The organism is Brenneria populi (genome assembly GCF_036016195.1).
Taxonomy (GTDB): Bacteria; Pseudomonadota; Gammaproteobacteria; order Enterobacterales; family Enterobacteriaceae; genus Brenneria; species Brenneria populi.
Genome location: NZ_JAYWTM010000007.1, coordinates 209,305 through 229,350, shown reverse-complemented (window position 1 = coordinate 229,350; position 20,046 = coordinate 209,305). Strand labels below are relative to the sequence as shown.

General features: G+C 63.4%; 18 protein-coding genes. 11 read left to right on the top strand and 7 right to left on the bottom strand.

Annotated features, from left to right (window positions below; genetic code table 11):
* Position 1 precedes the first annotated feature (1 nt).
* From VSX58_RS11015 to VSX58_RS11000, 4 genes are read left to right on the top strand one after another with little or no spacing between them, the layout of a single operon-like run.
* Positions 2-1,942 (top strand): phytase, encoded by a 1,941-nt coding sequence (locus VSX58_RS11015; protein WP_327618108.1) that lies wholly within the window; start codon positions 2-4, stop codon positions 1,940-1,942.
* Positions 1,943-1,996: 54 nt separating this feature from the next.
* Positions 1,997-2,731 carry a protein TolQ gene (gene tolQ / locus VSX58_RS11010; RefSeq protein WP_327618107.1) on the top strand — a complete coding sequence of 245 codons (735 nt, stop codon included), beginning with the start codon at positions 1,997-1,999 and terminating at the stop codon, positions 2,729-2,731.
* Between the two features lie 12 nt (positions 2,732-2,743).
* Entirely contained in the window at positions 2,744-3,193 is a 450-nt protein-coding gene (gene tolR, locus VSX58_RS11005; RefSeq protein ID WP_327618106.1) for a protein TolR, read from the top strand.
* A complete protein-coding gene (locus VSX58_RS11000) occupies positions 3,190-3,993 on the top strand; it encodes an energy transducer TonB (RefSeq protein ID WP_327618105.1) in 804 nt (267 codons plus the stop codon). The genes tolR and VSX58_RS11000 overlap by 4 nt, the downstream gene beginning before the upstream one ends.
* 112 nt (positions 3,994-4,105) lie before the next feature.
* On the opposite strand, the gene VSX58_RS10995 is transcribed toward VSX58_RS11000, so the two are convergent.
* The gene (locus VSX58_RS10995) at positions 4,106-4,999 is read right to left on the bottom strand and encodes a LysR family transcriptional regulator (protein ID WP_327618104.1); all 894 of its coding nucleotides are present in this window, start codon (positions 4,997-4,999) and stop codon (positions 4,106-4,108) included.
* Positions 5,000-5,310: 311 nt separating this feature from the next.
* Between VSX58_RS10995 and VSX58_RS10990 the strand changes: the two genes are divergently transcribed.
* The gene (locus VSX58_RS10990; RefSeq protein ID WP_327618103.1) at positions 5,311-6,129 is read left to right on the top strand and encodes an NAD(P)H-dependent oxidoreductase; all 819 of its coding nucleotides are present in this window, start codon (positions 5,311-5,313) and stop codon (positions 6,127-6,129) included.
* Here the strand turns inward: VSX58_RS10990 and VSX58_RS10985 are convergent.
* A complete protein-coding gene (locus VSX58_RS10985; RefSeq protein WP_327618102.1) occupies positions 6,108-6,926 on the bottom strand; it encodes an isocitrate lyase/PEP mutase family protein in 819 nt (272 codons plus the stop codon). The two genes, VSX58_RS10990 and VSX58_RS10985, sit on opposite strands and share 22 nt — an antisense overlap.
* A 195-nt stretch (positions 6,927-7,121) precedes the next feature.
* Between VSX58_RS10985 and VSX58_RS10980 the strand changes: the two genes are divergently transcribed.
* From VSX58_RS10980 to VSX58_RS10960, 5 genes are all read left to right on the top strand, one after another.
* Positions 7,122-8,945, top strand: coding sequence for an ABC transporter permease (locus VSX58_RS10980; RefSeq protein WP_327618100.1), 1,824 nt, complete (start codon positions 7,122-7,124; stop codon positions 8,943-8,945).
* A gap of 1 nt (position 8,946) precedes the next feature.
* Positions 8,947-10,026 (top strand): ABC transporter ATP-binding protein, encoded by a 1,080-nt coding sequence (locus tag VSX58_RS10975; protein WP_327618098.1) that lies wholly within the window; start codon positions 8,947-8,949, stop codon positions 10,024-10,026.
* 63 nt (positions 10,027-10,089) lie between these two features.
* Positions 10,090-11,193 (top strand): ABC transporter substrate-binding protein, encoded by a 1,104-nt coding sequence (locus VSX58_RS10970; protein ID WP_327618096.1) that lies wholly within the window; start codon positions 10,090-10,092, stop codon positions 11,191-11,193.
* Between the two features lie 171 nt (positions 11,194-11,364).
* On the top strand, positions 11,365-12,834 hold the full coding sequence (locus VSX58_RS10965; protein ID WP_327618095.1) for an inositol monophosphatase family protein: 1,470 nt from the start codon (positions 11,365-11,367) through the stop codon (positions 12,832-12,834).
* A 66-nt stretch (positions 12,835-12,900) separates the two neighbouring features.
* Positions 12,901-13,932 carry a LacI family DNA-binding transcriptional regulator gene (locus VSX58_RS10960; protein ID WP_327618094.1) on the top strand — a complete coding sequence of 344 codons (1,032 nt, stop codon included), beginning with the start codon at positions 12,901-12,903 and terminating at the stop codon, positions 13,930-13,932.
* Positions 13,933-13,965: 33 nt separating this feature from the next.
* On the opposite strand, the gene gap is transcribed toward VSX58_RS10960, so the two are convergent.
* The 3 genes from gap to VSX58_RS10945 all read right to left on the bottom strand — a co-directional run bounded on the left by gap (position 13,966) and on the right by VSX58_RS10945 (position 17,212).
* Positions 13,966-14,976 carry a type I glyceraldehyde-3-phosphate dehydrogenase gene (gap, locus tag VSX58_RS10955; RefSeq protein ID WP_327618092.1) on the bottom strand — a complete coding sequence of 337 codons (1,011 nt, stop codon included), beginning with the start codon at positions 14,974-14,976 and terminating at the stop codon, positions 13,966-13,968.
* Positions 14,977-15,048: 72 nt separating this feature from the next.
* On the bottom strand, positions 15,049-16,035 hold the full coding sequence (locus VSX58_RS10950; protein ID WP_327618091.1) for a GlxA family transcriptional regulator: 987 nt from the start codon (positions 16,033-16,035) through the stop codon (positions 15,049-15,051).
* 64 nt (positions 16,036-16,099) lie between these two features.
* The gene (locus VSX58_RS10945) at positions 16,100-17,212 is read right to left on the bottom strand and encodes an MFS transporter (RefSeq protein WP_327618090.1); all 1,113 of its coding nucleotides are present in this window, start codon (positions 17,210-17,212) and stop codon (positions 16,100-16,102) included.
* Here VSX58_RS10945 and VSX58_RS10940 point away from each other — a divergent pair.
* On the top strand, positions 17,190-17,981 hold the full coding sequence (locus VSX58_RS10940) for a LysR substrate-binding domain-containing protein (protein ID WP_327618089.1): 792 nt from the start codon (positions 17,190-17,192) through the stop codon (positions 17,979-17,981). The two genes, VSX58_RS10945 and VSX58_RS10940, sit on opposite strands and share 23 nt — an antisense overlap.
* Positions 17,982-18,039: 58 nt before the next feature.
* Here VSX58_RS10940 and VSX58_RS10935 read toward each other — a convergent pair whose 3' ends face one another.
* Both VSX58_RS10935 and VSX58_RS10930 read right to left on the bottom strand, forming a co-directional pair.
* Positions 18,040-18,894 (bottom strand): sugar-binding transcriptional regulator, encoded by an 855-nt coding sequence (locus VSX58_RS10935; protein WP_327618087.1) that lies wholly within the window; start codon positions 18,892-18,894, stop codon positions 18,040-18,042.
* Between the two features lie 119 nt (positions 18,895-19,013).
* Positions 19,014-20,024, bottom strand: a complete 1,011-nt coding sequence (locus tag VSX58_RS10930) for a hypothetical protein (protein WP_327618086.1) — start codon at positions 20,022-20,024, stop codon at positions 19,014-19,016.
* Positions 20,025-20,046: the final 22 nt, after the last annotated feature.

Sequence of the window (20,046 nt, the reverse complement as noted above, 5' to 3'; positions counted from 1 at the left end):
CATGTTTTTCAGATTTCCACTCCGGCCGGCGGCGCTGGCGCTACTGGCGATCGGCGGCGCGCTGAACGCCGGCGGCGTCTGCCGGGCCGCAACGCCCGGACCGGAAGCGCCGCTGCTGACTCAGGTCGCAGGCAGCGCCAATAACGACGAACTCAAACTGCTGGCCGACGACCGCTTCTGGCCGGGCGCGGATCGGCTGCTGCTCAGCGATAAGCAGGGATTGCGCCTGCAGGATAGCCAGGGCGCGACGCTGGCCGAAATGCCCGGCAGCTACCAATCCCTCGACGTACGCACCGACGCCGACGGCATGCTGGCGGCGGCGCTGGACAAGACGCGCCGGCAGCCGATGCTGGCGCGGCTGGACGGCGCCAAACGCCGCTGGGAGGAGGTGCGTTATCTGCCGGCCCCCGCTTTCAGCGTTGAAGGCAGCTGCCTGTTCCGCGATGAAGCGGGCAACGGTTTCGTCTTTCTGATCGGCGACAGAGGCGTGGCGGAGCAATGGCTGGTCGCCCGGGGCGTCCGGCTGCTGGACACGCCGCGCAAGGTGCGCGATCTGAGCATGCCGCCGGAAAGCGAATATTGTCAGGCCGATGACCGGCGGGCGCTGCTGTACGTCAATGAAGGCTCGGTCGGTCTCTGGGCCTATGACGCCGAGAGCGAGGCGCCGTTACGCCGCCGGCCGGTCGACCTGCGCCAGCCGTTCGGCGCCATCGAGGGCGAAGTAGCGGGGATGGCGGCGCTCCCCGACGCGGTGCTGGCGCTGGATGCCAAAAACCGACGGCTGCACCGCTACCGCTACGAGGAAGGGCGCTGGCTCGCCGAGCCAGCGCTGCCGCTGCCGGGATTGAAAAAACCGCAGACGCTGACGGCGCGCCCGGCGGCGCGGGGGACGGAGATCGCCGTCGCCGATAAGCAGGGGCTGCATCGCGGCCGCCTCGACTGGACGCCGCCGGATAGCGCGCCGCTGCCGGCAATACCGGTGTTGCCCGCCCTGGTGGAAACCGATCCGGTAGCCAGCCTAGGCGACGCCGCCGACGATCCGGCCATTTGGGTTAACCCGGCCGACGGCGCGGCCAGCCGCGTTCTGGCCACCGATAAGCAGCGCGGGCTGCTGGTATACGACCTGCAGGGCCGTAAGCTGCAGGAGCTGCCGGTCGGACGCCTGAACAATGTCGATCTGCGCACCGGGTTGCAACTCGACGGCAAAACCATCGATCTGGCGGTCGCCAGCAACCGCGACAATAACTCGCTGCAGCTGTTCTCCATCGCGCCGCACAGCGGAGAGGTGGCCGTGCTGGGCGAGATCGCCACCCCGCTGTCCGAGATCTACGGCCTGTGCATGTTTAAGGATGCGCAGGGCGCCATCTACGCCATCGCCAACGACAAGAGCGGCCGCTTCCTTCAGTACCGGCTGTGGGGCGAGCGCGGCGGCGTGCGCGGCGACATGGTGCGCGAATTCAGCATCGCCAGCCAGCCGGAAGGCTGCGTAGCGGATGACCGCCGGCAGCGGTTGTTCGTGGGCGAAGAGGATGTCGCCGTCCATGCGTTGGACGCCCGCCCCTCGCAGCCCGCGCGGCTACAGCAGGTTATCGCCGCCGGCGGCGCGCTGCAGGCGGATATCGAAGGCATGGCGCTGTACCAGGGCAGCCGGCACGGCTATCTGGTGGTCTCCAGCCAGGGAAACAACAGCTATCTGGTGCTCGACGCCCAGCCCCCCTATACCCTGCGCGGCGCCTTCCGCATCGGTCTGAACGCCGATGCGGGCATTGACGGCGCGTCCGAAACCGACGGTCTGGACGTCACCGCCGCCGATCTGGGCGGCCCGTGGCGGCAAGGCATGCTGGTGGTTCAGGACGGCCGCAACCGCCTGCCGGAGCAGGCGCAAAATTACAAATATCTTCCCTGGTCGGCGATCGCCCAAGCGCTGCGACTGGATGACTAATGACTAACTCATTCGCCGGCCGTCGCGCCGGCGGACAACCGTAAGGAATAGAGCATGACCCCCGATAATAGCGTAATTTCCGATCACGCCATGACGCTCGGCGGCCTGATCGGCAACGCCAGCCTGCTGGTGCAGTGCGTCATGGCGATCCTGCTGCTGGGATCGCTGACCTCCTGGTATCTGATTGTGGCGCACGGCCGCGTGCTGCGCGGCAGCGAGAAAGATATCATCGCCTTCCGCCGCCGTTTTCGTCAGGACGGCGATCTGCCGTCGCTGCAGCGCGCCATTCAGGGCAATATCGCCCGCGATGCCGGCGCCGGACACATTTTTTCCGCCGCCTGGCATGAATACCAGCAATTAAGCCAGGTGCAGGGCGTCTCGCCCGACGCCGTGACCTCCGGCGTGGAACACAGCCTGCACGTCGCCATCGCCGAGCAGGAGGAGCGCCTGACCAACGGCCTGACAATGCTGGCCACCATCGGCTCGGTCAGCCCCTATATCGGCCTGTTCGGCACGGTGTGGGGCATTATGAACGCTTTTATCGGCCTGGCGCACGTCCAGCAGGCGACGCTGAACACGGTGGCGCCGGGCATCGCGGAAGCGCTGATCGCCACCGCCATCGGGCTGTTCGCCGCCATCCCGGCGGTGATTTTCTATAACCGCTTTACCGCCCGCACGCAGACGCTGGTGAACCGCTATTACAGTTTCGCCAATGAGCTGCAGGGCTATTTGCACCGCCAGCTGCACACCGCGGCCCATCAGACCGCTTCCCGTTCCCAAACCGCCTGACAGGAGTCGTTTATGCGCAGACCACCGTTACGCCATAGCCCGAAGGCCGAAATGAACGTCGTTCCCTATATCGACGTCATGCTGGTGCTGCTGGTGATTTTTATGGTTACCGCGCCGATGCTGTTGCAGGGCGTCAAGCTGGAACTCCCCAAGGTCGCCAGCGAAACCCTCCCCGCCGACAGCGAGAGGCAAATTCTTACGCTGTCGGTCAAAGCTGACGCCACCTATTACTGGAATCTGGCCGGCGACGTGCGGCCCGAGCAGCGTGACGACTCGGCGCTGGCGGTCACGCTGGAGGAGATGAGCGCCAGGGTCGCGGCCGTCATCGCCGCCAAAGGCGATACCCAGGTCTATGTCCGCGCCGACCAGGCCGCCAACTACGGCAGCGTGGTCGCCTGCATGGCCGCGCTGCAAAAAAGCGGCGTCGAAAATATCGGCCTGATCACCGAGGCGCCGCAATGAGTGCAATGAGCGCCTGCTACCCTGCCGATAATCAGATAACGGCCGAGGATGCGATGAAGCGACAAACTCTCTGGCCCCGGCGTATCGCCGCCGCGACGATTGCGCTAACGGCCCACCTGCTGCTGGGGGCGTTTCTACTGCAGCACTGGCAGATGGAAACGCCTCCGGCGCCGGTTGTCCGCCATCTCACCACCACGCTGATCGCCCTGCCCGCCGCGCCGGTGGAAACGCCGGCCGCCGCGCCGCAGCCGGAACCCGCGCCGGAGCCGGCCCCGATCCAGACGCCGCCGCCCACGGCGGCCGAACCGCCGATCGCGACGCCTCCCAAGCCGGACAGAACGCAGTTGGCGCGTCAACGGCAGGAGCGCGACGCGCAACAAACCCGGCGCCGGCAGCGGGAGGAGCAGCGTCGGCAACAGCAGGCGCTGGCGCAGCGGCAGGCCGAAGACGAACAACGCCGTCAGGCGGCGCTGCAAAGCCAGGCCGCCGCGCGGGCGGCGGAAAGCGCGCGCCAAACGGAGGATATGGCCGGACGCCAGTATCAGCCCATCAGCAAGCAGGCGCCGGACTATCCGGATAAGGCGTTAAGCCGCAAAATTGAGGGCGATTGCACCGTGGTTTACCGGGTAAACCGCCGGGGCGAGGTGGAAGATCCGCAGGCGCAAAGCGACTGTAATCCGCTGTTCGTACGCCCGTCCGTCAACGCCGCCAAAACTTTCCGCTACCAGCCGCGCATTATCAACGGCCAGCCGGTGGACGTGCCGCAGGTGAAAAATACGTTCCATTATCGGATTGAGTAAGCGCGGCCCGCCGTTCGGGGCGCTCGGCCGCGGCCTGTGCCCATTTCGCCCGGACTGGAGCGCAAAGAGGCCGGTTGCCGCCGCGCGGGCGGCGCCAATCGGTTTGCGCCGCTCACACCGCGGCGGTAATAAACTCCCGCAGCCAGCGGTGAGCCGGATCGCGGTGAACCCGCTCATGCCACAGCATCGCCATTTCAAAACCGGGCACCGCGACCGGCGGCTCGGTCACCTGTAGCCCGGGCTGATTGCGCGCCAGACGCTCGGGCAGCATCGCCACCAGATCGGTCCTCTCCAGTACCGATATCACAAACAGGAAGTGCGGCACCGAAAGCGCCACGTGGCGCGTCAGCCCCGCCGCCGCCAGGATGCTATCGGTAATCCCCTGAAAACCGCCGCCGTCCGGCGAGACGATAACATGCGCCAGCGCGCTGAATTGTTCGACCGTCGGCCGCGTTTGCAACTGCGGGTGGCCGCAACGGCCGGCCAGCACGTAGCGCTCGGAAAACAACAGCCGGTGGCGCAGCCCCTCGGGCGCCCCGTCGAGGGTGTGAAAGGCCAAATCAATGACCCCCTGTTGCGCAAGTTCGGCGATGCGCGCCGGCTCCCTGCCGAAAATGGCCAGCCGGCTATGGGGCGCGGCCGCGCGCAGACCGGCCAGCGCCGGCAGCAAAATGGTCAATTCACTGTAGTCCGACGCGGCGACGCGCCACGTTTGGCGGGACGCCGCCGGTTCGAAGGGACGCGACGGCGCGATGGCGTGTTCAAGGGAGGCTAGCGCCTGACGCAGCGGCGCGCGCAGCTCTTCCGCCCGGGCGGTTGGCCGCATGCCGCGCGGCCCCGGCAACAGCAGCGGATCGTCAAAGAATTCGCGCAGCTTCGCCAACTGCACGCTAACCGAAGGCTGGGAGAGGTTTAAACGCCGCGCCGCGCGGGTGACATTGTGTTCGGCCAGCAGCGCGTCCAGCGTCAACAGCAGATTAAGATCCAGGGTAGAGAAATTACTCATCGCAATACCTGTTATTGCCCTAATTCATTTCAACTATACCCCAGCGCCCTCTACTCTGCCCCTATCACTTAACCTGTCTCTGATACACAAGTACAGGGATTCATGATGGGGTTTGTCGTTACCCGGCGTAAAAAATTATGCTGAGGAGATAGCAGGCTTAGGATGAGCCGCATGGATGCGGCGAAAGCTTGCGCCACGTCGGGCGCGTGCTGCAAGGCCGCATGAAAACGGCGGCATTGCGGCGCACGAAACCCTCTCTGCGCCTGCATAAAAATGTGACTAAGAGAGAGGTCACTTAACGGAGTCTACTGATGAAAGTATTAATTGTTTACGCCCATCCCGAACCGACATCGCTGAACGGTTCGCTTAACGAGTTCGCCGTTCGCCGCCTTGTCGCCGCCGGGCACCAGGTGCAGGTATCGGATCTCTACGCCATGGGCTGGAAAGCGGTGCTCGACGGCGACGACGACACGGCGAAACCGGCCGGCGACCCGGTTGATCCGGCGCTCGATTCTCAACGCGCCTATAAGCTGGGGACGCAAAGCCCGGATATCAGCGCCGAGCAGGAGAAACTGCGCCAGGCGGATGCGCTGATCCTACAGTTCCCGCTGTGGTGGTTTTCGATGCCGGCGATCCTCAAAGGCTGGGTGGACCGCGTTTACGCCAACGGGTTTGCCTATGGCGTGGGCGAACACTCCGACAGCCACTGGGGCGATCGCTACGGCGAAGGTTCGATGAAGGGAAAACGGGCGATGCTGCTGGTGACCGTCGGCGGCTGGGAAAGCCACTACGGCCCGCGCGGGGTTAACGGACCGATCGACGATCTGCTGTTCCCGATCCAGCACGGCACGCTGTTCTACCCCGGTTTCGATGTGCTGCCGCCGCTTGTGGTTTACCGCACCGGCCGCATGGACAAGGAGCGCTTTGCGCAGGTGAGCGCTGAGCTCGGGCGGCGGCTCGATAGCCTGTGGAGCGCCCCGCCGCTGCCATTCCGGCCGCAAAACGCCGGGGCGTATACCATCCCGGAGCTGACGCTCAAAGAGGAGATAGCGCCAGGAGAGAGCGGCCTGCGAATCCATCTTGCCGAATCGGCCGGCGTCGCCATCGCTCACCCGCGCGGCGGGAAATAGCGCTCAATATCGCTAAAGCCCAGCGCGCCTTCCAGGGCGGTAAAGTCGCCCGTCTCTCCCATCGCCTCGGCGGCGCGGATAAACGCGCCCAACGCCAGCCGGGATAACGATGAGCCGACGCTGATGCGTTTCACCCCCGCCTGCGCCAATTGCGCCATGTTGAAGGCGGCGCCCGGAATGCCGGCGATAACATTAACCGGTTTCGACAGGGCGCCGCATACGGCGCGAATAGCGTCCAGATCCCGCAGGCCGGGCGCATAAAGCACATCCGCGCCCGCTTTTTCAAAGGCCTGCAGCCGTGCGATGGTATCGTCGAGATGCGGTTTGCCCCACAGGTAGTTCTCGCAGCGGGCGGTCAGCACAAAATCCCGCGCCAGCCGATCGCGCGCCTCCGCCGCCGCCTGAATGCGCTCAACCGCCAGGTGGAAATCATAAATCGGCCGTTCGGCACGGCCGGTGTAATCCTCGATCGAACCGCCGGCCAGGCCGACGGCGGCCGCGGCGCGGATAGTATCCGCCACGCACTCCGGGCTGTCGCCGAAACCGTTCTCCAGATCGGCCGACACCGGCAGCGGCGTCGCCTCGACCAGCGCGCGGCAGTGCGCCAATGCGCTTTCCCGATTAACGCAGCCCTCCCTCACCCCCATGGTAAAAGACATGCCGGCGCTGGTGGTCGCCAGCGCTTTAAAGCCCAGCGCCGCCAGAATCCTGGCCGTACCGGCATCCCACGGGTTGGGAATGATGAATGCGCCGGGCGCCTGATGTAACTTTCTGAACTCGCTATTCGTATTCGCCATATCGTTTCCTCCGTAGCCGGCAAGCACGCGCCGCCCGGCCGTGCGCCTATCATACGTCAAGTAGCCGCTACGTTAGCTTCGCCGCCCGCCGACGGTCATAAAAAAATAATGCACATAGGTGCAAAACGATCACCGAAGCGTCATAAAGCGCCGATATAGTCCCTCCCTGTTTACAACCAGAAAAGGGATAAGCCAGTGACATCCGAAGCCGTTAACCCAGCAGAACCTTCATGGTGGTACAAGCTACGACATCTGTTCGCCATCGCCCGCCATGAGCCGGCGAACGTCATCGGTGTGACGCTGATAGCGCTATTCGCCTGGATTATTCTGGCGCCGGTATTGTCTATTCTGCTCGACGCCGTCGTGGTGCAAAACGGCGATAGCCAGCGCGTACAGGCCGCCGAAGGCGCCTTTACCCGCTATTATCTGCTGCGCACCCTGGCGTCGCGCATGTCCGACCTGCTGCTGTGGACGCCGTTAATCAACACCCTCGCCGTCGCGGTAAGCAGCGTACTGGGGGCGCTGGTTATCGGCGTAACCCTGGCCTGGCTGATCAATCGTACCGATATAGCCGGGCGGAAATGGTTCGCCACCGCGCTGATCGTACCCTTTATGCTGCCATCCTGGACCTTTGCCCTGGCCTGGACCACGATCTTTAAGAACCACACCGTCGGCGGCCAGCCCGGCTGGCTGGCGACGCTCGGCTTCCATACGCCGGACTGGCTGGCTTACGGCTATTTTCCGATAGTGGCGATTATGGTGCTCCACTACGCGCCGCTGGTTATCCTGATCGTGGGCAACGCCCTGAAACGTCTGGACACCCAGTTAGAGGAGTGCGCGCGGGTGCTCGGCGCATCGCGCAAGGTCATCGCGCTGCGTATCGTCGTGCCCCTGGTTCGCCCCGCCCTGCTCTCGGCCGCGCTGCTGATTTTCGCCGACTGCATCGGCGAGTTCGCCATTCCCTATATTCTCGGCCTGCCCGTACACTTTGACACGCTCTCCACCGGCCTGTACCGCGCGCTGGGATCGCGCCAGACCGGCGTCGCCGCGGTGATCGCCGCGGTGATTATGCTGATGGGCATGATCACGCTGCTGTTGGATATGCGCATGCTGCGCGAAGCCAAACGCTTTGTGACCGTAAGCGGCAAAGGCGGCATGGATCGCCGCCGCCGGCTCGGCCGCTGGCGTTTCGCCGCCGCCGGCATCCCGTTGATGTTTGTGCTGCTGGGCGTCGCCATCCCGCTGCTCACCCTGTTCTTCTCCACCATCATGAAGCTGCCCGGCCGCTTTAGCGCCGACAACTTTACCTTCGATTTCTGGATCGGCCACAATCTGGATACGGTGGCTCTGCATGACGGCATTCTGCTTACGCCCGACTTCTGGCGCGCGGTGTGGAATACCGTCGTTATCGTCGGCTCCGCCTCGCTCGCCTCCGGCATCCTCGGCCTGCTGGTGGGCTATGCGGTGATCCGCTGCTCCTTCCGCTGGATCGGGGGATTTTTGCGTCAGGTCACCTTCCTGCCCTATCTGGTTCCCGGCATCGCCTTCGCCGCCGCCTTCCTGTCGCTGTTCGCCGTGGCGCGCGGCCCGGTGCCGGCCCTGTACGGCACGCCCCTGATACTGGTGATCGCGCTGATCGCGGAAAAGATGCCGTACGCCAGCCGCTCCGGGATCGCCGCCATGACCCAGTTGGGCAAAGAGCCGGAAGAAGCCGCGCGCGTCGCCGGCGCCGGCTGGTTTACCCGCATCGGCCGGATTGTGATCCCTATTCAGGCCGCGCCGCTGACTACCGGCATTCTGCTGCCGTTCATTTCGGGCATCAAAGGCGTCAGTCTGTTCATCATTCTGGCTATTCCCGCCACCGATGTCCTCACCACTTATTCCCTGCGTTTGATCGATTACAACTACCAGCAGGCGGCCAACGCCGTGGTGTTGATGATCGCGCTGATTTCATGGGCCGGCACGGTACTGATCCAAAAGATCTCCGGTACCGGTTTGGCCGAAGGTCTGGAGAGCTGATATGCCTGCGATTACCTTGACTAACCTTAGCAAAACCTACCCCGGCAGCCCGAAGCCCGCCGTGGACGCCATCAACCTGACCGTCAAAGACGGCGAATTCATGTGTCTGCTGGGGCCGTCCGGCTGCGGCAAAACCACCATTCTGCGCATGATCGCCGGCATTGAACACGCCAGCGGCGGCGAAATCGCCATCGGCGATACGGTGATGGATTCCGTCGCCCGCGCGACCTTTATTCCGCCGGAACGGCGCCGCATCGGTCTGGTTTTCCAGAGCTACGCCCTGTGGCCGCATATGACGGTCGGGCAGAATGTCGACTTCGGCCTGCGGCTGCAAAAGGTCCCGGCCAAAGAGCGCATCGCCCGCTGTCAGGATGTGATGGAAAAACTGCGCATCGCCGAATATGCCGATCGCTACCCGGCCCAGCTATCGGGCGGCCAGCAGCAGCGCGTCGCGCTGGCGCGCATGCTGGCGGTCAATCCCGGCGTATTGCTGCTCGACGAGCCCCTATCCAACCTCGACGCCACCCTGCGCCTGGAGATGCGCGCCGAGCTGCGCCGTCTGCATGAAACCTTCGGCACCACCATCGTCTTCGTCAGCCACGATCAGTGGGAGGCGATGACCCTCGCCACCACCATCGCGGTAATGAGCGCCGGGCACTTACAGCAGGTGGGAACGCCGGACGAGATTTACGCCAGACCCGCCAACCGTTTCGTGGCGGAGTTCATCGGTACGCCCAAACTGAACATGATCCCGCTGAATCAACCGTCCAGCGCGCTGGCGGCCTATATCCAGCGGCGTTTTTCCCTGCAAAACACCACGCATATCTGCGGCATCCGTCCCGAAGAGATCGCGCTGTGCGCGCAGCCGCAAAGCGATAGCGTACCGATGATCGTCGATAACATCATGCCCACCGGCGGCAGCTGGGTGATTGAGCTGGTCGGAGACGGCGACCGCCTGTTTCACTCCACGCAATTACGCCCGCGCTGGCAGGCGAATCAGCAGGTGCATTGCCAACTGCCCGCCGACTCGCTGCATTTTTTCAACCGGCAGGGGCAGCGTCAGGAGCTCTCCGTCAGCTAACGACGGCGCGGTAAACACCGATTCACGCAACACCACCCCAAACTTGCAACCCAAGGAAATGTTATGAAACGCAAATTGTTAACCAGCCTGGCGATACTCGCTACCTGCGCGACCGGCGCCCGCGCGGCGGACTCCTCCGATCTGCAGGCGCTGATCGCCGCCGCCCAAAAAGAGGCGCCGATCACCGTCTACGCGTCAACCGGCAAGATCGTTCATCAGGCTAAAGCATTCAGTCAGCAATACGGCGTTAACGCGGTGGGCATTAAGGCGGATGCGCCGCAGATTATCGAAATCATCAGCCGCGAAGCGCAGGCGGGCAATGTCAAGGCCGACGTGGCGATCGTCGAAGACGCTCCCGCCGGTATCGAGCAGCTGCTGAACAAAGGCTATGTGAAAAGCTGGGTGCCGGAAGAGATGAAGGCCGATATTCCCGCGCACTATCAACAGCCGTTGACGGTGGTGCTGGCGCCGAATGTGCTGGCCTATAACACCGCCCATTACAGCAGTTGCCCGATCACCAATATCTGGCAGCTGACGGAGCCGAAGTGGCGCGGCAAAGTCGCCATGCAGGATCCGGCCGGCAAACCGGCCTACACCGACTGGTTCAGCCAGATGTCCACCAACTACGATCAATTGGTGCGCGATGCCTATCAACAGGCATTCGGCAAGCCGCTGAAAACCGACGAAAGCTCGGCGATGGCCGCATTCGTCAAGGCGCTAGCGGCGAACAGCCCGCTGTTGACCCATTCCGACACCGACGCCGCCGAAGTCATCGGCGCGCCGGACGGCAAAGGCGACTTCGTCGGCATGGTGTCCACGGCGAAATTTCGCGAAAACAAGAACGGCATGAAGCTGGGCCTCTGCCATGGCATGAAGCCGTTTATCGGCTGGAACTATCCCAGCCTAGGCGTGGTCGCCGCCGGCAGCCATAGCCCGAACGCCGCGAAGCTGTTTATGCATTATCTGCTGACCGATGAAGGCATCGCGCCGCAGGGCGTCGACGGTAAGATGTCCACCAATCAAAAAATAAAACTGCCGGCGAATGAAGCCTCCGGGATTGAAAAGTATCGCGATGAGCTGATGGTGTACAAAACCTCGACGGCGAAAACCGACTGGCAGAGCCGCCAGGACTGGCAGGATCTGTGGAATCTGAACTACCGGAAATAGCAGCGCGATTGCCTAATGCCGATCGTTTAAGTATCGAGATGCGCGGGGCGACCGCCGGGGTGAGGCGTCCCTACGGGAACCTTCCCCGGTGTTTCCCCTAAAAACCGGCTTAAGTGACCCGCATTCGCGCCATTGCCACCTTGTTTATTATTTTCGTATCAGGAGTACGTCTTGACGCAAATTAACCTGGAGCAGCGTGAAGTTGCTTTACAACGTATTATTCTCGACGCCGGCGACGCCGCGCTGCGCCATTTTCGTTCCCGCCGGCCGGGCGAATTCTCGCTTAAAGGCCATCAGGACTTCCTCACCGAGGCGGATACCCTGGTGGAACGACAGATTCGCCGGGCCATCGCCGATCTCTTTCCCGACGACGCCCTGCTGGGCGAAGAGACCGGCGGCCAGGTCTGCGATACCGCCTGCCTGTGGGTGGTCGACCCTATCGACGGCACCGCCAATTTCGCGCGCGGCATCGAACATTTTTGCGTGGCTATCGCCTTCCTCCACCAGGGCATCACCGAGCTGGGCGCCATTTATAATCCGGCCAGCCAGGAGCTGTATATGGCGCGGCGCGGCCGCTACGCGCGGAAAAACGGCCAGGCGTTGCATACCGCGCGCACCGATGACGCGCGTAACGCCACCTTCGAACTTGGCTGGTCCACCCGCATTACCCAGCGCCGCTATCTGGATGTCATGAGCGCGATACTAAACCAGGGCGCGAACGTGCGCCGCGGGTCATCCGGCGCGCTGGCGCTGGCCTGGGTGGCGGAAGGCCGCACCGACGGCTACGCCGAACTGCATATGAACGCCTGGGACTGTCTGGCCGGATTGCTGCTGGTGCGGGAAGCCGGCGGGCGCACCGGAGACATTCCCACCAGCATCGAAGGCATATTTAACGGCCTGCCGGTTTTAGCCGCCGCGCCGGGCGTGGCGCACGCGCTGGCGCGCGCCAGCGGGATCCCGCTGGCCGACGCGGATACTCCGCCGGCCATTAATCAACGGCCGGCGGATGGGCGGATCGACGGCAAGTCGGCTACGCCGCATTACCCGCGCCCCGCCGTCAGCCTGATCGCATCCGACTTCCCCGGCTGGGGGATGGACATTTATATCGGCGGCTCCGCCGGGGTCAGCGATCTGGCGCTGCTGGAGCGGTACGGCATCAGAACGGTCATCAACTGCGCCGTTAACCTCGATATCGACTGGGTCTCCTCGCCGGAAGCGCATATCGACGCCCATCTGCTTAATCACGGCGCCGGCCCCATCCGCTACTACAAACTCGGATTGGTCGACGGTTCCGGCAACGCGCCGGCCATGCTGCACGCGGGCTATCACCTGATGCGCTCCGCCCTACTGCAGCAGATTCCCGATAAACCCTCTTATCGCAATCGCGAACGGGGCAATGTCCTGGTCAACTGTCGCGGCGGGCGCAGCCGTTCCGTGGCGTTAGTCGCCGTGTTTATGCATCTGGAATGCCCGGAGAGCTACCCGACGCTGGAGTCGGCCGTCGCCCATATCCGGGATAAACGCCGGCTGCACCCGGACGAGTGGAGCGAAACGCCGAAGCCGGCACTGATTGCGCTGGCGCAGCAGGCTATCGGAATGGAGCGGGCGTTACGCGCCGCGGGGCTGGGCGCCGCCCAATAAAAAAGCGGCTAATCAGCGGGCGGGATGAGCGGCCCGTTTGTCGGCAAGAAAATAACAGGAGTGCGAATGAGCGGAGTTTCGAGCAATAAAGGGTTGCCGGGGAAAAATATGTCCAGCGCGGCGGAAGTGGCGCGTTTGGCCGGCGTTTCCCGTTCGGCGGTGTCGCGCACCTTTACCCCCGGCGGCAGCGTATCGGCCGAAACGCGCCGTAAAGTGCTGGCCGCCGCCGCAACGCTTAACTATCACGTTAACCATCTGGCGCGCGGCCTCTCCAAAGAAGCCTGCCGTCCGGTATGTATTCTCGGCGGCAATCTCAACGCCCCCTATCAGGCGAGCCTGCTCGATCAGCTAACCCGGCGTCTGCATCAGGCGCAGCGCGCGGTGATGGTGATCAATACCGACGGCGGGGAAGAGAGCTCAAACGCGGCGCTGCGCCAGACGCTGAATTACCGCGCCGCCGCGACGATCGTTCTGTCGGGGCGCCCTCAGACCTCGCTGATCGACATCTGTCTGCAGAGCGGTCAGCAGGTGATATTGATTAACCGCATGGGGCAGTTCGCCGGCGCCGATAACATTGAAATCGACTACACCTCGACCATGGCGGAGGCTTACCGCATGCTCAGCCAGGCCGGCTGCCGGCGCATCGCCATTGTCTCCTCCGTCGCCCGCTCGCCCAGCATGGTCGTCCGCGAAACCAAGTTTCTCGCCGCCGCCGAGGAGGCCGGCGGCGAGTGCCGGTTAGCGCGTCCAGGGCCGACCTGCTACCAAACCGGCGCCGCCGCCGCGCGCCAGCTGCTGGCCGACAACAACCGGCCGGACGGCGTATTTTGCGTCACCGATCTGATCGCCTGCGGCTTTATCGATGTGGCGCGCCACGAGTTCGGCTTACGTATTCCGGAAGACATTTGCATCATCGGGTTCGACGACATCGAACAGGCCGGCTGGGTCGGCTATCGGCTCACCACCTTCGCCCAGCCGCTGGCGGAGATGGCGGACGCCATCATCGCGTTGCTGCATCCCTCATCAACGCCCCGCGTGCCGGGCAGGCGCCTGTTTAAGGCGCCTCCGGTATGGCGCGATACGCTGCGTCAGGGATGAAATCCCGGGGTTATTCTTGATGGCGGGCGGTCGTCATAGGCCTTTTTTCTCCAGCAGGAGAGCCAGATCGATCAGGCGGTTGGAAAAAGCCCATTCGTTGTCATACCACGCGAGGATTTTGACCATATTGCCGCCAATAACCAGCGTGGAAAGCCCATCGATAATGGACGAACGGGGATCGCCCCGGTAATCGCTGGACACCAGCGGCTCCTCGCTATAGCCGAGAATGCCTTTTAACGCGCCTGACTCCGCCGCATGACGAAAAGCGGCGTTGACCTCATCCACCGTCACCGCGCGCTTCAACGTCACCGATAAATCGACGATGGAAACCACCGGCACCGGAACGCGTAAAGAGTAGCCGGTCAAACGCCCATCCAGCTCGGGAATCACTTTGCCAATCGCTTTAGCCGCGCCGCTGGAGTATGGCACGATTGAGAGCGCCGCCGCTCTGGCGCCGCGCAGATTTTTTTCCGGCCGATCGTGCAGCGCCTGGCTGCTGGTATAGGCGTGCGTGGTGTTCATCAAGCCGTGTTCAATGCCGAAGGATTGATGCAGAACGAACGCCGCCGGCGCCAGGCCATTGGTGGTGCAGCTGCCGTTGCTGATAACTTTGTGACGGGCCGGATCGTATTTGTCATGATTTACGCCCATCACCACGGTGATATCGTCGTCCTTGCCCGGCGCGGAGATGATAACGCGCTTGGCTCCGCCTTTGGTGATATGCGCCTCGGCCTGAGCCCTGTCGGTGAAAAATCCCGTCGCTTCAATGACAATATCGACGCCGACGCTGCGCCACGGGATCGCGCCGGGATCCCGCTCGGAGAAAATACGCACCGGCTCGCCATCGACAATCAATTGCCCCTCGCCGGCCTCGACGCTGGCCGGCAGGACGCCGGAAAGCGAATCGTACTTCAACAGATGGGCCAGGGTCTTGCTATCCGTTAGGTCGTTGATCGCCACAACGCGAAAATCGCGGTTCCCTAACGCGGCGCGCAAAACATTGCGCCCGATTCTTCCGAATCCATTGATACCTACGTTGACCATAATAGACCTCCTTCGTTAACCGATGGAGGTAATTTAGGTTAAGGCGATGATGTCGTAAATGACATAAAAAGATCAATTTACGCCAAAGTGGCGCGCGTGGAATCGCTCACGGTATTCCGTCGGCGTAAGCTGCAGGTTGCGTTCAAAAACGCGGCGCAGATTGAGGCCGTTGCCAAATCCGGCGGCCGCCGCGACCTGCTCAATCCCCTCCATCGTCTGCTCCAGAAGCTGCCGGGCCGCATCCAGGCGTATCTCTTCCACATATTTGGCGGGCGACGTTCCCACTTCACGCGTAAACACCCGCGTGAAGTTACGCGGACTCATGGAAAGCTGCTCGGCCAGCCTGTCGACGGAGAGTTCGCCTGCAAGGTTTTCCAGTATCCAGGATTGCAGATCGCGAATAGGGCCGGCCCTCTTGGACTGGTTCAGAAGATAACGGCTGAACTGGGACTGCCCGCCGGGCCTGCGCAGAAACATAACGAGATCCTGCGCCACATCGCGCGCCAGGGTGAAACCGTAGTCGTTCTCCACCAGCGCCAGGGTAAGATCGAAGCCGGAACTGACCCCCGCGGAGGTCCATATCGATCCATCCTGAACGTAAATCGGCCCCCTTTCGACTTTTACCCTGGGGAAGCGCTCCTGCAGCGTGTCCAGCAGCCGCCAGTGCGTGGTGGCCCGGCGGCCGTCAAGCAGCCCCGTCTGCGCCAGCAGCAGCGCCCCGCCGCAGATGGAAACGACACGTTCGGCGTAAGGCGCGGCCCGGCGCACCCAGTCAGCGACACCGGCGCCCTCTTCCTCGCTCACGCCTCTGCCGGTGATCATGATGGTGTCGCGCTTAACTTCGGGGTCGAGAGCCGACAGGCGAAGGTCGGCCAGCAGATTCAGCCCCGACATGCCGTGCACCACATTGTGCGGCTGCGTGGTGGCGATCGTCAGCCGGTAGCGCGACGGATCGGCATCCGCCGGCTGCAGGCGGTTGGCCTGCATCAGAATGTCGGCGATGCCCACGGCTTCGAACAGCATGCCCCCGTCGGGGACGATAATTAAAAATGAGCGCATGTCTTAAAAAGAAAGTTAAGCATAGTTTAGGTCAATACTACCCATTTATATCGCGGAGATGCAATTATGCTTTTTGCCGACGTATATGATGGGAGTGGCGGCGCGATACCCACATTAACGGGAGCTGCGCCAGCAAAGCCAGCGCAAATCCCGCCCAGGGCGTTTGCGCCATGTGCTTCTGCGCCACCAGTATGCTGCCGGAGGTTTCGCCAAGCGTAATCCCCAGATTGAAAGCCGAGATATTCAACGCCGAGGCGAAGTCCAGCGCGCGCGGCGCCCAGCGTTCGGCGGTATCCAGCATACCGGCCTGAAAACCCGGCGACATGCCGAAGGCCAGCATTCCCCAGACGAACAGCAACGGCGCCATCGCCAGTTTATAGGGCATCAATAACGCCAGCGCCGCGAGCACCGACAGCAATCCCGTCAGCATGAGCCGCAGCGCCTTCGACCAGCCCAGGCCGGCCGCCAGACGGCCGCCAGCCAGATTACCGACCAGCGTCGCCGCGCCGAAGATCGCCAGCAATAGGCTGGTGGTTTGAAGCGCAAAGCCGCTAATGTCCGCCAGAATCGGGGTAATAAAAGTGAAGACGGCGAAGCTGGCGCCGAAGCCCAACACGGTGACGCCCATCATCGCTAGGATCGCCGGCTGGCGTAATGCGGCCAGCTGCGCCCTGACCCGTCCGACGGTCGATAGCGCCAGCGGCGGCATCCATAGCAGGATCGCCAGCAGGGCGAGCCCGGCCAACAACGCCACCGCGAAGAACGGCAGCCGCCAGCCAAAACTGTTGCCGATAAAACTTCCCAGCGGCACGCCAATCACCATCGCCAGGTTCAATCCGGCGAACATCAGCGCAATGGCCCTGCCGGCCTGCCCTTTCGACGCCAGCCGGGCGGCTATCGTCGCGCCGATGGCGAAAAAGCTGCCGTGCGCCACAGCCGTGACGCTACGCCCAATCAGCAGCATCGCGTAACTGTGGGAAAAGGCCGACGCCAGGTTGCCGATAAGAAAGACCCCGACCAATACCAACAGCACCGGCTTACGCGGCAAATGCGCCAGCCCCAACACCACCAGCGGCGTGCCGATGGCTAATACCAACGCGTACCATCCGACCAGCCCGCCCGCGCGCGCCAGCGGTACGTCGAGCTCTGCGGCGATGGCCGGCAGTACGCCGACCACGATAAATTCCGCTACGCCGATGGCGAACGCCGTGACGGCCAGCGCCCAGACGCCGGAAGGCTGCGCCTTTTACGAACGCGGGGTGCGCATACTGGCCGATCTGAGCGAAGCGGAGCGCTGCGCCGGCGCGCATTCGGCGCCGCGCGGACGGCTGAGGGTGAATGCAAACGTGCCGTTCGGCCACCACTTTTTGCTGCCGCTCGTACCGGCGTTTCTGGCGCGTTATCCCGACGTAACGCTGGACATCGTGCTGACCGATGAGGTGATTGATATTCTGGAACAGCGTACCGATGTGGCGGTGCGCGCCGGCCCGCTCAAAAGCTCGAATCTGGTGGCGCGTAAACTCGGCGAGACGCGCATGGTTATCGTCGGCTCCCCCGACTATCTGACGCGCCGCGGCACGCCGGTCGCGCCGGGGGATTTGGCGCGGCATAATCTCCTGGGCGCCAACTACGTACGCGCCCAGCCCGGCTGGCCGCTGCGCGATACGCAGGGGGATATCGTCGTTCCGGTAAGCGGCAACGCTCAGGCCAGCGACGGCGACGCGCTGCGCCGTCTGGCGCTCGCCGGATTGGGGCTGGGGCGACTGGCAGCCTTTCAGGTGCGGGAAGATATCGCCGCCGGCCGCCTGCTGCCGGTGCTGGAAGCGTTCAACCCCGGCGATATTGAGGAGATCCACGCCATCTTCGTCGGCCAAGGCGGCTACCTGCCACTACGGGTGCGCGCCTTGCTCGATTTCCTCGTCGAGCGCGTCAGCATCGGCGGATGATCGCCGATGCGCGGACGTTGGCTGTTTCGCGCCTAAAAAACGCGGCGGCGCTTTCCGGTTATTCAACCTGCGCCAGAATGCCTTGCGCCAACAGGCTGTCGATCACCAGACGGTCGGCGAAGCCGCCTTTCAGCGCCGCCAGCAGCGCCGGCAGCTTATCCATCCCCGATGCGACCAGCAGCCCGCTCATCCGGCGCAGGATATCCAGCTCTACCCCCATCAGCCGTTCATCGACCTCGCCCAGCAGCGGCCGGCCGTCGCCATCGATAAAACGGCCGGCGATAATGCCCGCGGCGCCCTGGGCGACATAACGCTCAACCTCTTTTTCCGTCACGATTTTGAACTGCGTGACGTGGCCGTCCGGCGTACAGGGGCTAACGGTAAAGATCGCCTTGTTGCAGTTTGCCAACCAGCGCAGCTGATCGGCGATAATCGGCTCGGCGCGCAGCAGGGCGGCCAGCGCCGCGTTGCTGCACACCGCCGGCGCATTAAGATTGACGCACAGCGCGCCGAGCCGGTGCGCGATCTCCGTGGAGCAGCGCTCGGCGGTAGGCAGCAGCGGGTTTGACATCGCCCCGATAAGCTGGCGCACGGTGAGGTTCTCGATCGGCCAGTAGGGAACCTTGTCGGAGATCAGGCTCAGCGTGGAGCCCCAGCTCACGCCCAGCTGATCGCCGGGCTGGAGAAAATCGAGCAGAACATGCGCGGCGGCTTCGCACACTTCGTTAAATCGGCTCTCGTCGGATAGACCGTCGGCCGGAATAACATAGGCCCCCTCCAGCGCAAAGCGTTCGGCGAGGCGCTCGGCAAGGTCGTTAAGGCGAAAATGTTCGCCGCTCAAACGCACCGAGACAATCTCGCGGGTTTTCGCCAGGCGCAGATAGTTGATCACCGTCGGGCGCGATAGCTTCATGCGCGCGGCGATCTCATTCTGCGTCAGGTTTTTGACATAATAGAGCCACGCCGCCTCGGCGATAATGCGATCCGAAGGCGCCGTGTTTTTGTTTGGCGTATTGATTATCCTGCTCCCGGTTATTGTGCGTCCGCCCGCAGCACATCTTCCGTTATCTGACTATCGGTTTCAAGATGGCGATCGGGCCGCAGGCCGAGACGCTGCAGATCGCCGTGGTAGCCGCGCACCGCCTCCTGCGCGGCGACTTCCCGATCGACCACCCGGCGCATCCAGCTAACCATCGAAGGCTGGTGCTCGGCGGCGTTGATCTTGCGGCCGAACAGCGCCAGCCTGCCGCCGCGCCGCTCCGTTTGCGCCAGCAGCTCGAAGGTATCGCGGTGCGTGCCCTGCCCGCCGCCCAGCACGCCCACCACCACGGAGGGGTCGTGCGTCACCAGTTCCTCAAGCGCGTCAGGACCGTTATAAGCCACCTTGAGAAACGCCGGGCGCTCGGCCTGGGTAAGGGAAGCCAGCGTGCGGATAATGCAATCATTGACGAACGCGGGCGTGTCGGCGGCGGAAAGCCCGGTATCGATATTGGGATTGAACACCTCAAGGAAGTGCATCAGCCCGTGCCGCCGCGCCTCGGCGCGAAAGCGCGCGTAGGCTTCCAGCGACGCGGCATCCCGCGCGGCGTCGTTGACATAGGTCAGCGAATAGAGGCAGATCGGCGCCAGCGCCAGGTCCAGCGCCGCGCCTCGATAAGGCTGCGGCGCATATTCCCGATAGCGCCCGCCGCGGATGCCCACCCAGGCGTCGGTGGCTTCATTGCCGCGAAACGCCGCCAGTACGCGCGTGCCGTCAAAGGCGCGCTCCTGCGCCAGCGTTTCAATGGTGGCGCTTGACGCCAGCATAATATCCAGGACATCTTGCTCGATCAGCGCGCGGATCTGATCGTGAAACTCGGGGCGGGTGCGGTAGCCCGCCGCCCTGCCGTCGGCGTCGCGGCGTCTCCCCATGGCGCCGACGCCGCCCGCCAGATCCGCATCTTTGGCGTCGGCGATCATAAAGTCGCCCAGACGATACCGTCCGGCGCGGATGCGGGCGATTTTTTCCGCGAAACGCGTATGTTGATGTTCAAGTCGAACCACGGTGTTTTCCCTCTTATTTGAG

What these genes read in the sequence shown, in the direction of transcription:
- gap (WP_327618092.1), bottom strand. Translation starts at nt 14,976, where the DNA reads ATGGTCAACGTAGGTATCAATGGATTCGGAAGAATCGGGCGCAATGTT.
- VSX58_RS11000 (WP_327618105.1), top strand. Translation starts at nt 3,190, where the DNA reads ATGAGTGCAATGAGCGCCTGCTACCCTGCCGATAATCAGATAACGGCC.
- VSX58_RS10940 (WP_327618089.1), top strand. Translation starts at nt 17,190, where the DNA reads ATGGCCGGCAGTACGCCGACCACGATAAATTCCGCTACGCCGATGGCG.
- VSX58_RS10950 (WP_327618091.1), bottom strand. Translation starts at nt 16,035, where the DNA reads ATGCGCTCATTTTTAATTATCGTCCCCGACGGGGGCATGCTGTTCGAA.
- VSX58_RS10935 (WP_327618087.1), bottom strand. Translation starts at nt 18,894, where the DNA reads ATGAAGCTATCGCGCCCGACGGTGATCAACTATCTGCGCCTGGCGAAA.
- VSX58_RS11015 (WP_327618108.1), top strand. Translation starts at nt 2, where the DNA reads ATGTTTTTCAGATTTCCACTCCGGCCGGCGGCGCTGGCGCTACTGGCG.
- VSX58_RS10975 (WP_327618098.1), top strand. Translation starts at nt 8,947, where the DNA reads ATGCCTGCGATTACCTTGACTAACCTTAGCAAAACCTACCCCGGCAGC.
- VSX58_RS10985 (WP_327618102.1), bottom strand. Translation starts at nt 6,926, where the DNA reads ATGGCGAATACGAATAGCGAGTTCAGAAAGTTACATCAGGCGCCCGGC.
- tolR (WP_327618106.1), top strand. Translation starts at nt 2,744, where the DNA reads ATGCGCAGACCACCGTTACGCCATAGCCCGAAGGCCGAAATGAACGTC.
- VSX58_RS10960 (WP_327618094.1), top strand. Translation starts at nt 12,901, where the DNA reads ATGAGCGGAGTTTCGAGCAATAAAGGGTTGCCGGGGAAAAATATGTCC.
- VSX58_RS10970 (WP_327618096.1), top strand. Translation starts at nt 10,090, where the DNA reads ATGAAACGCAAATTGTTAACCAGCCTGGCGATACTCGCTACCTGCGCG.
- tolQ (WP_327618107.1), top strand. Translation starts at nt 1,997, where the DNA reads ATGACCCCCGATAATAGCGTAATTTCCGATCACGCCATGACGCTCGGC.
- VSX58_RS10990 (WP_327618103.1), top strand. Translation starts at nt 5,311, where the DNA reads ATGAAAGTATTAATTGTTTACGCCCATCCCGAACCGACATCGCTGAAC.
- VSX58_RS10995 (WP_327618104.1), bottom strand. Translation starts at nt 4,999, where the DNA reads ATGAGTAATTTCTCTACCCTGGATCTTAATCTGCTGTTGACGCTGGAC.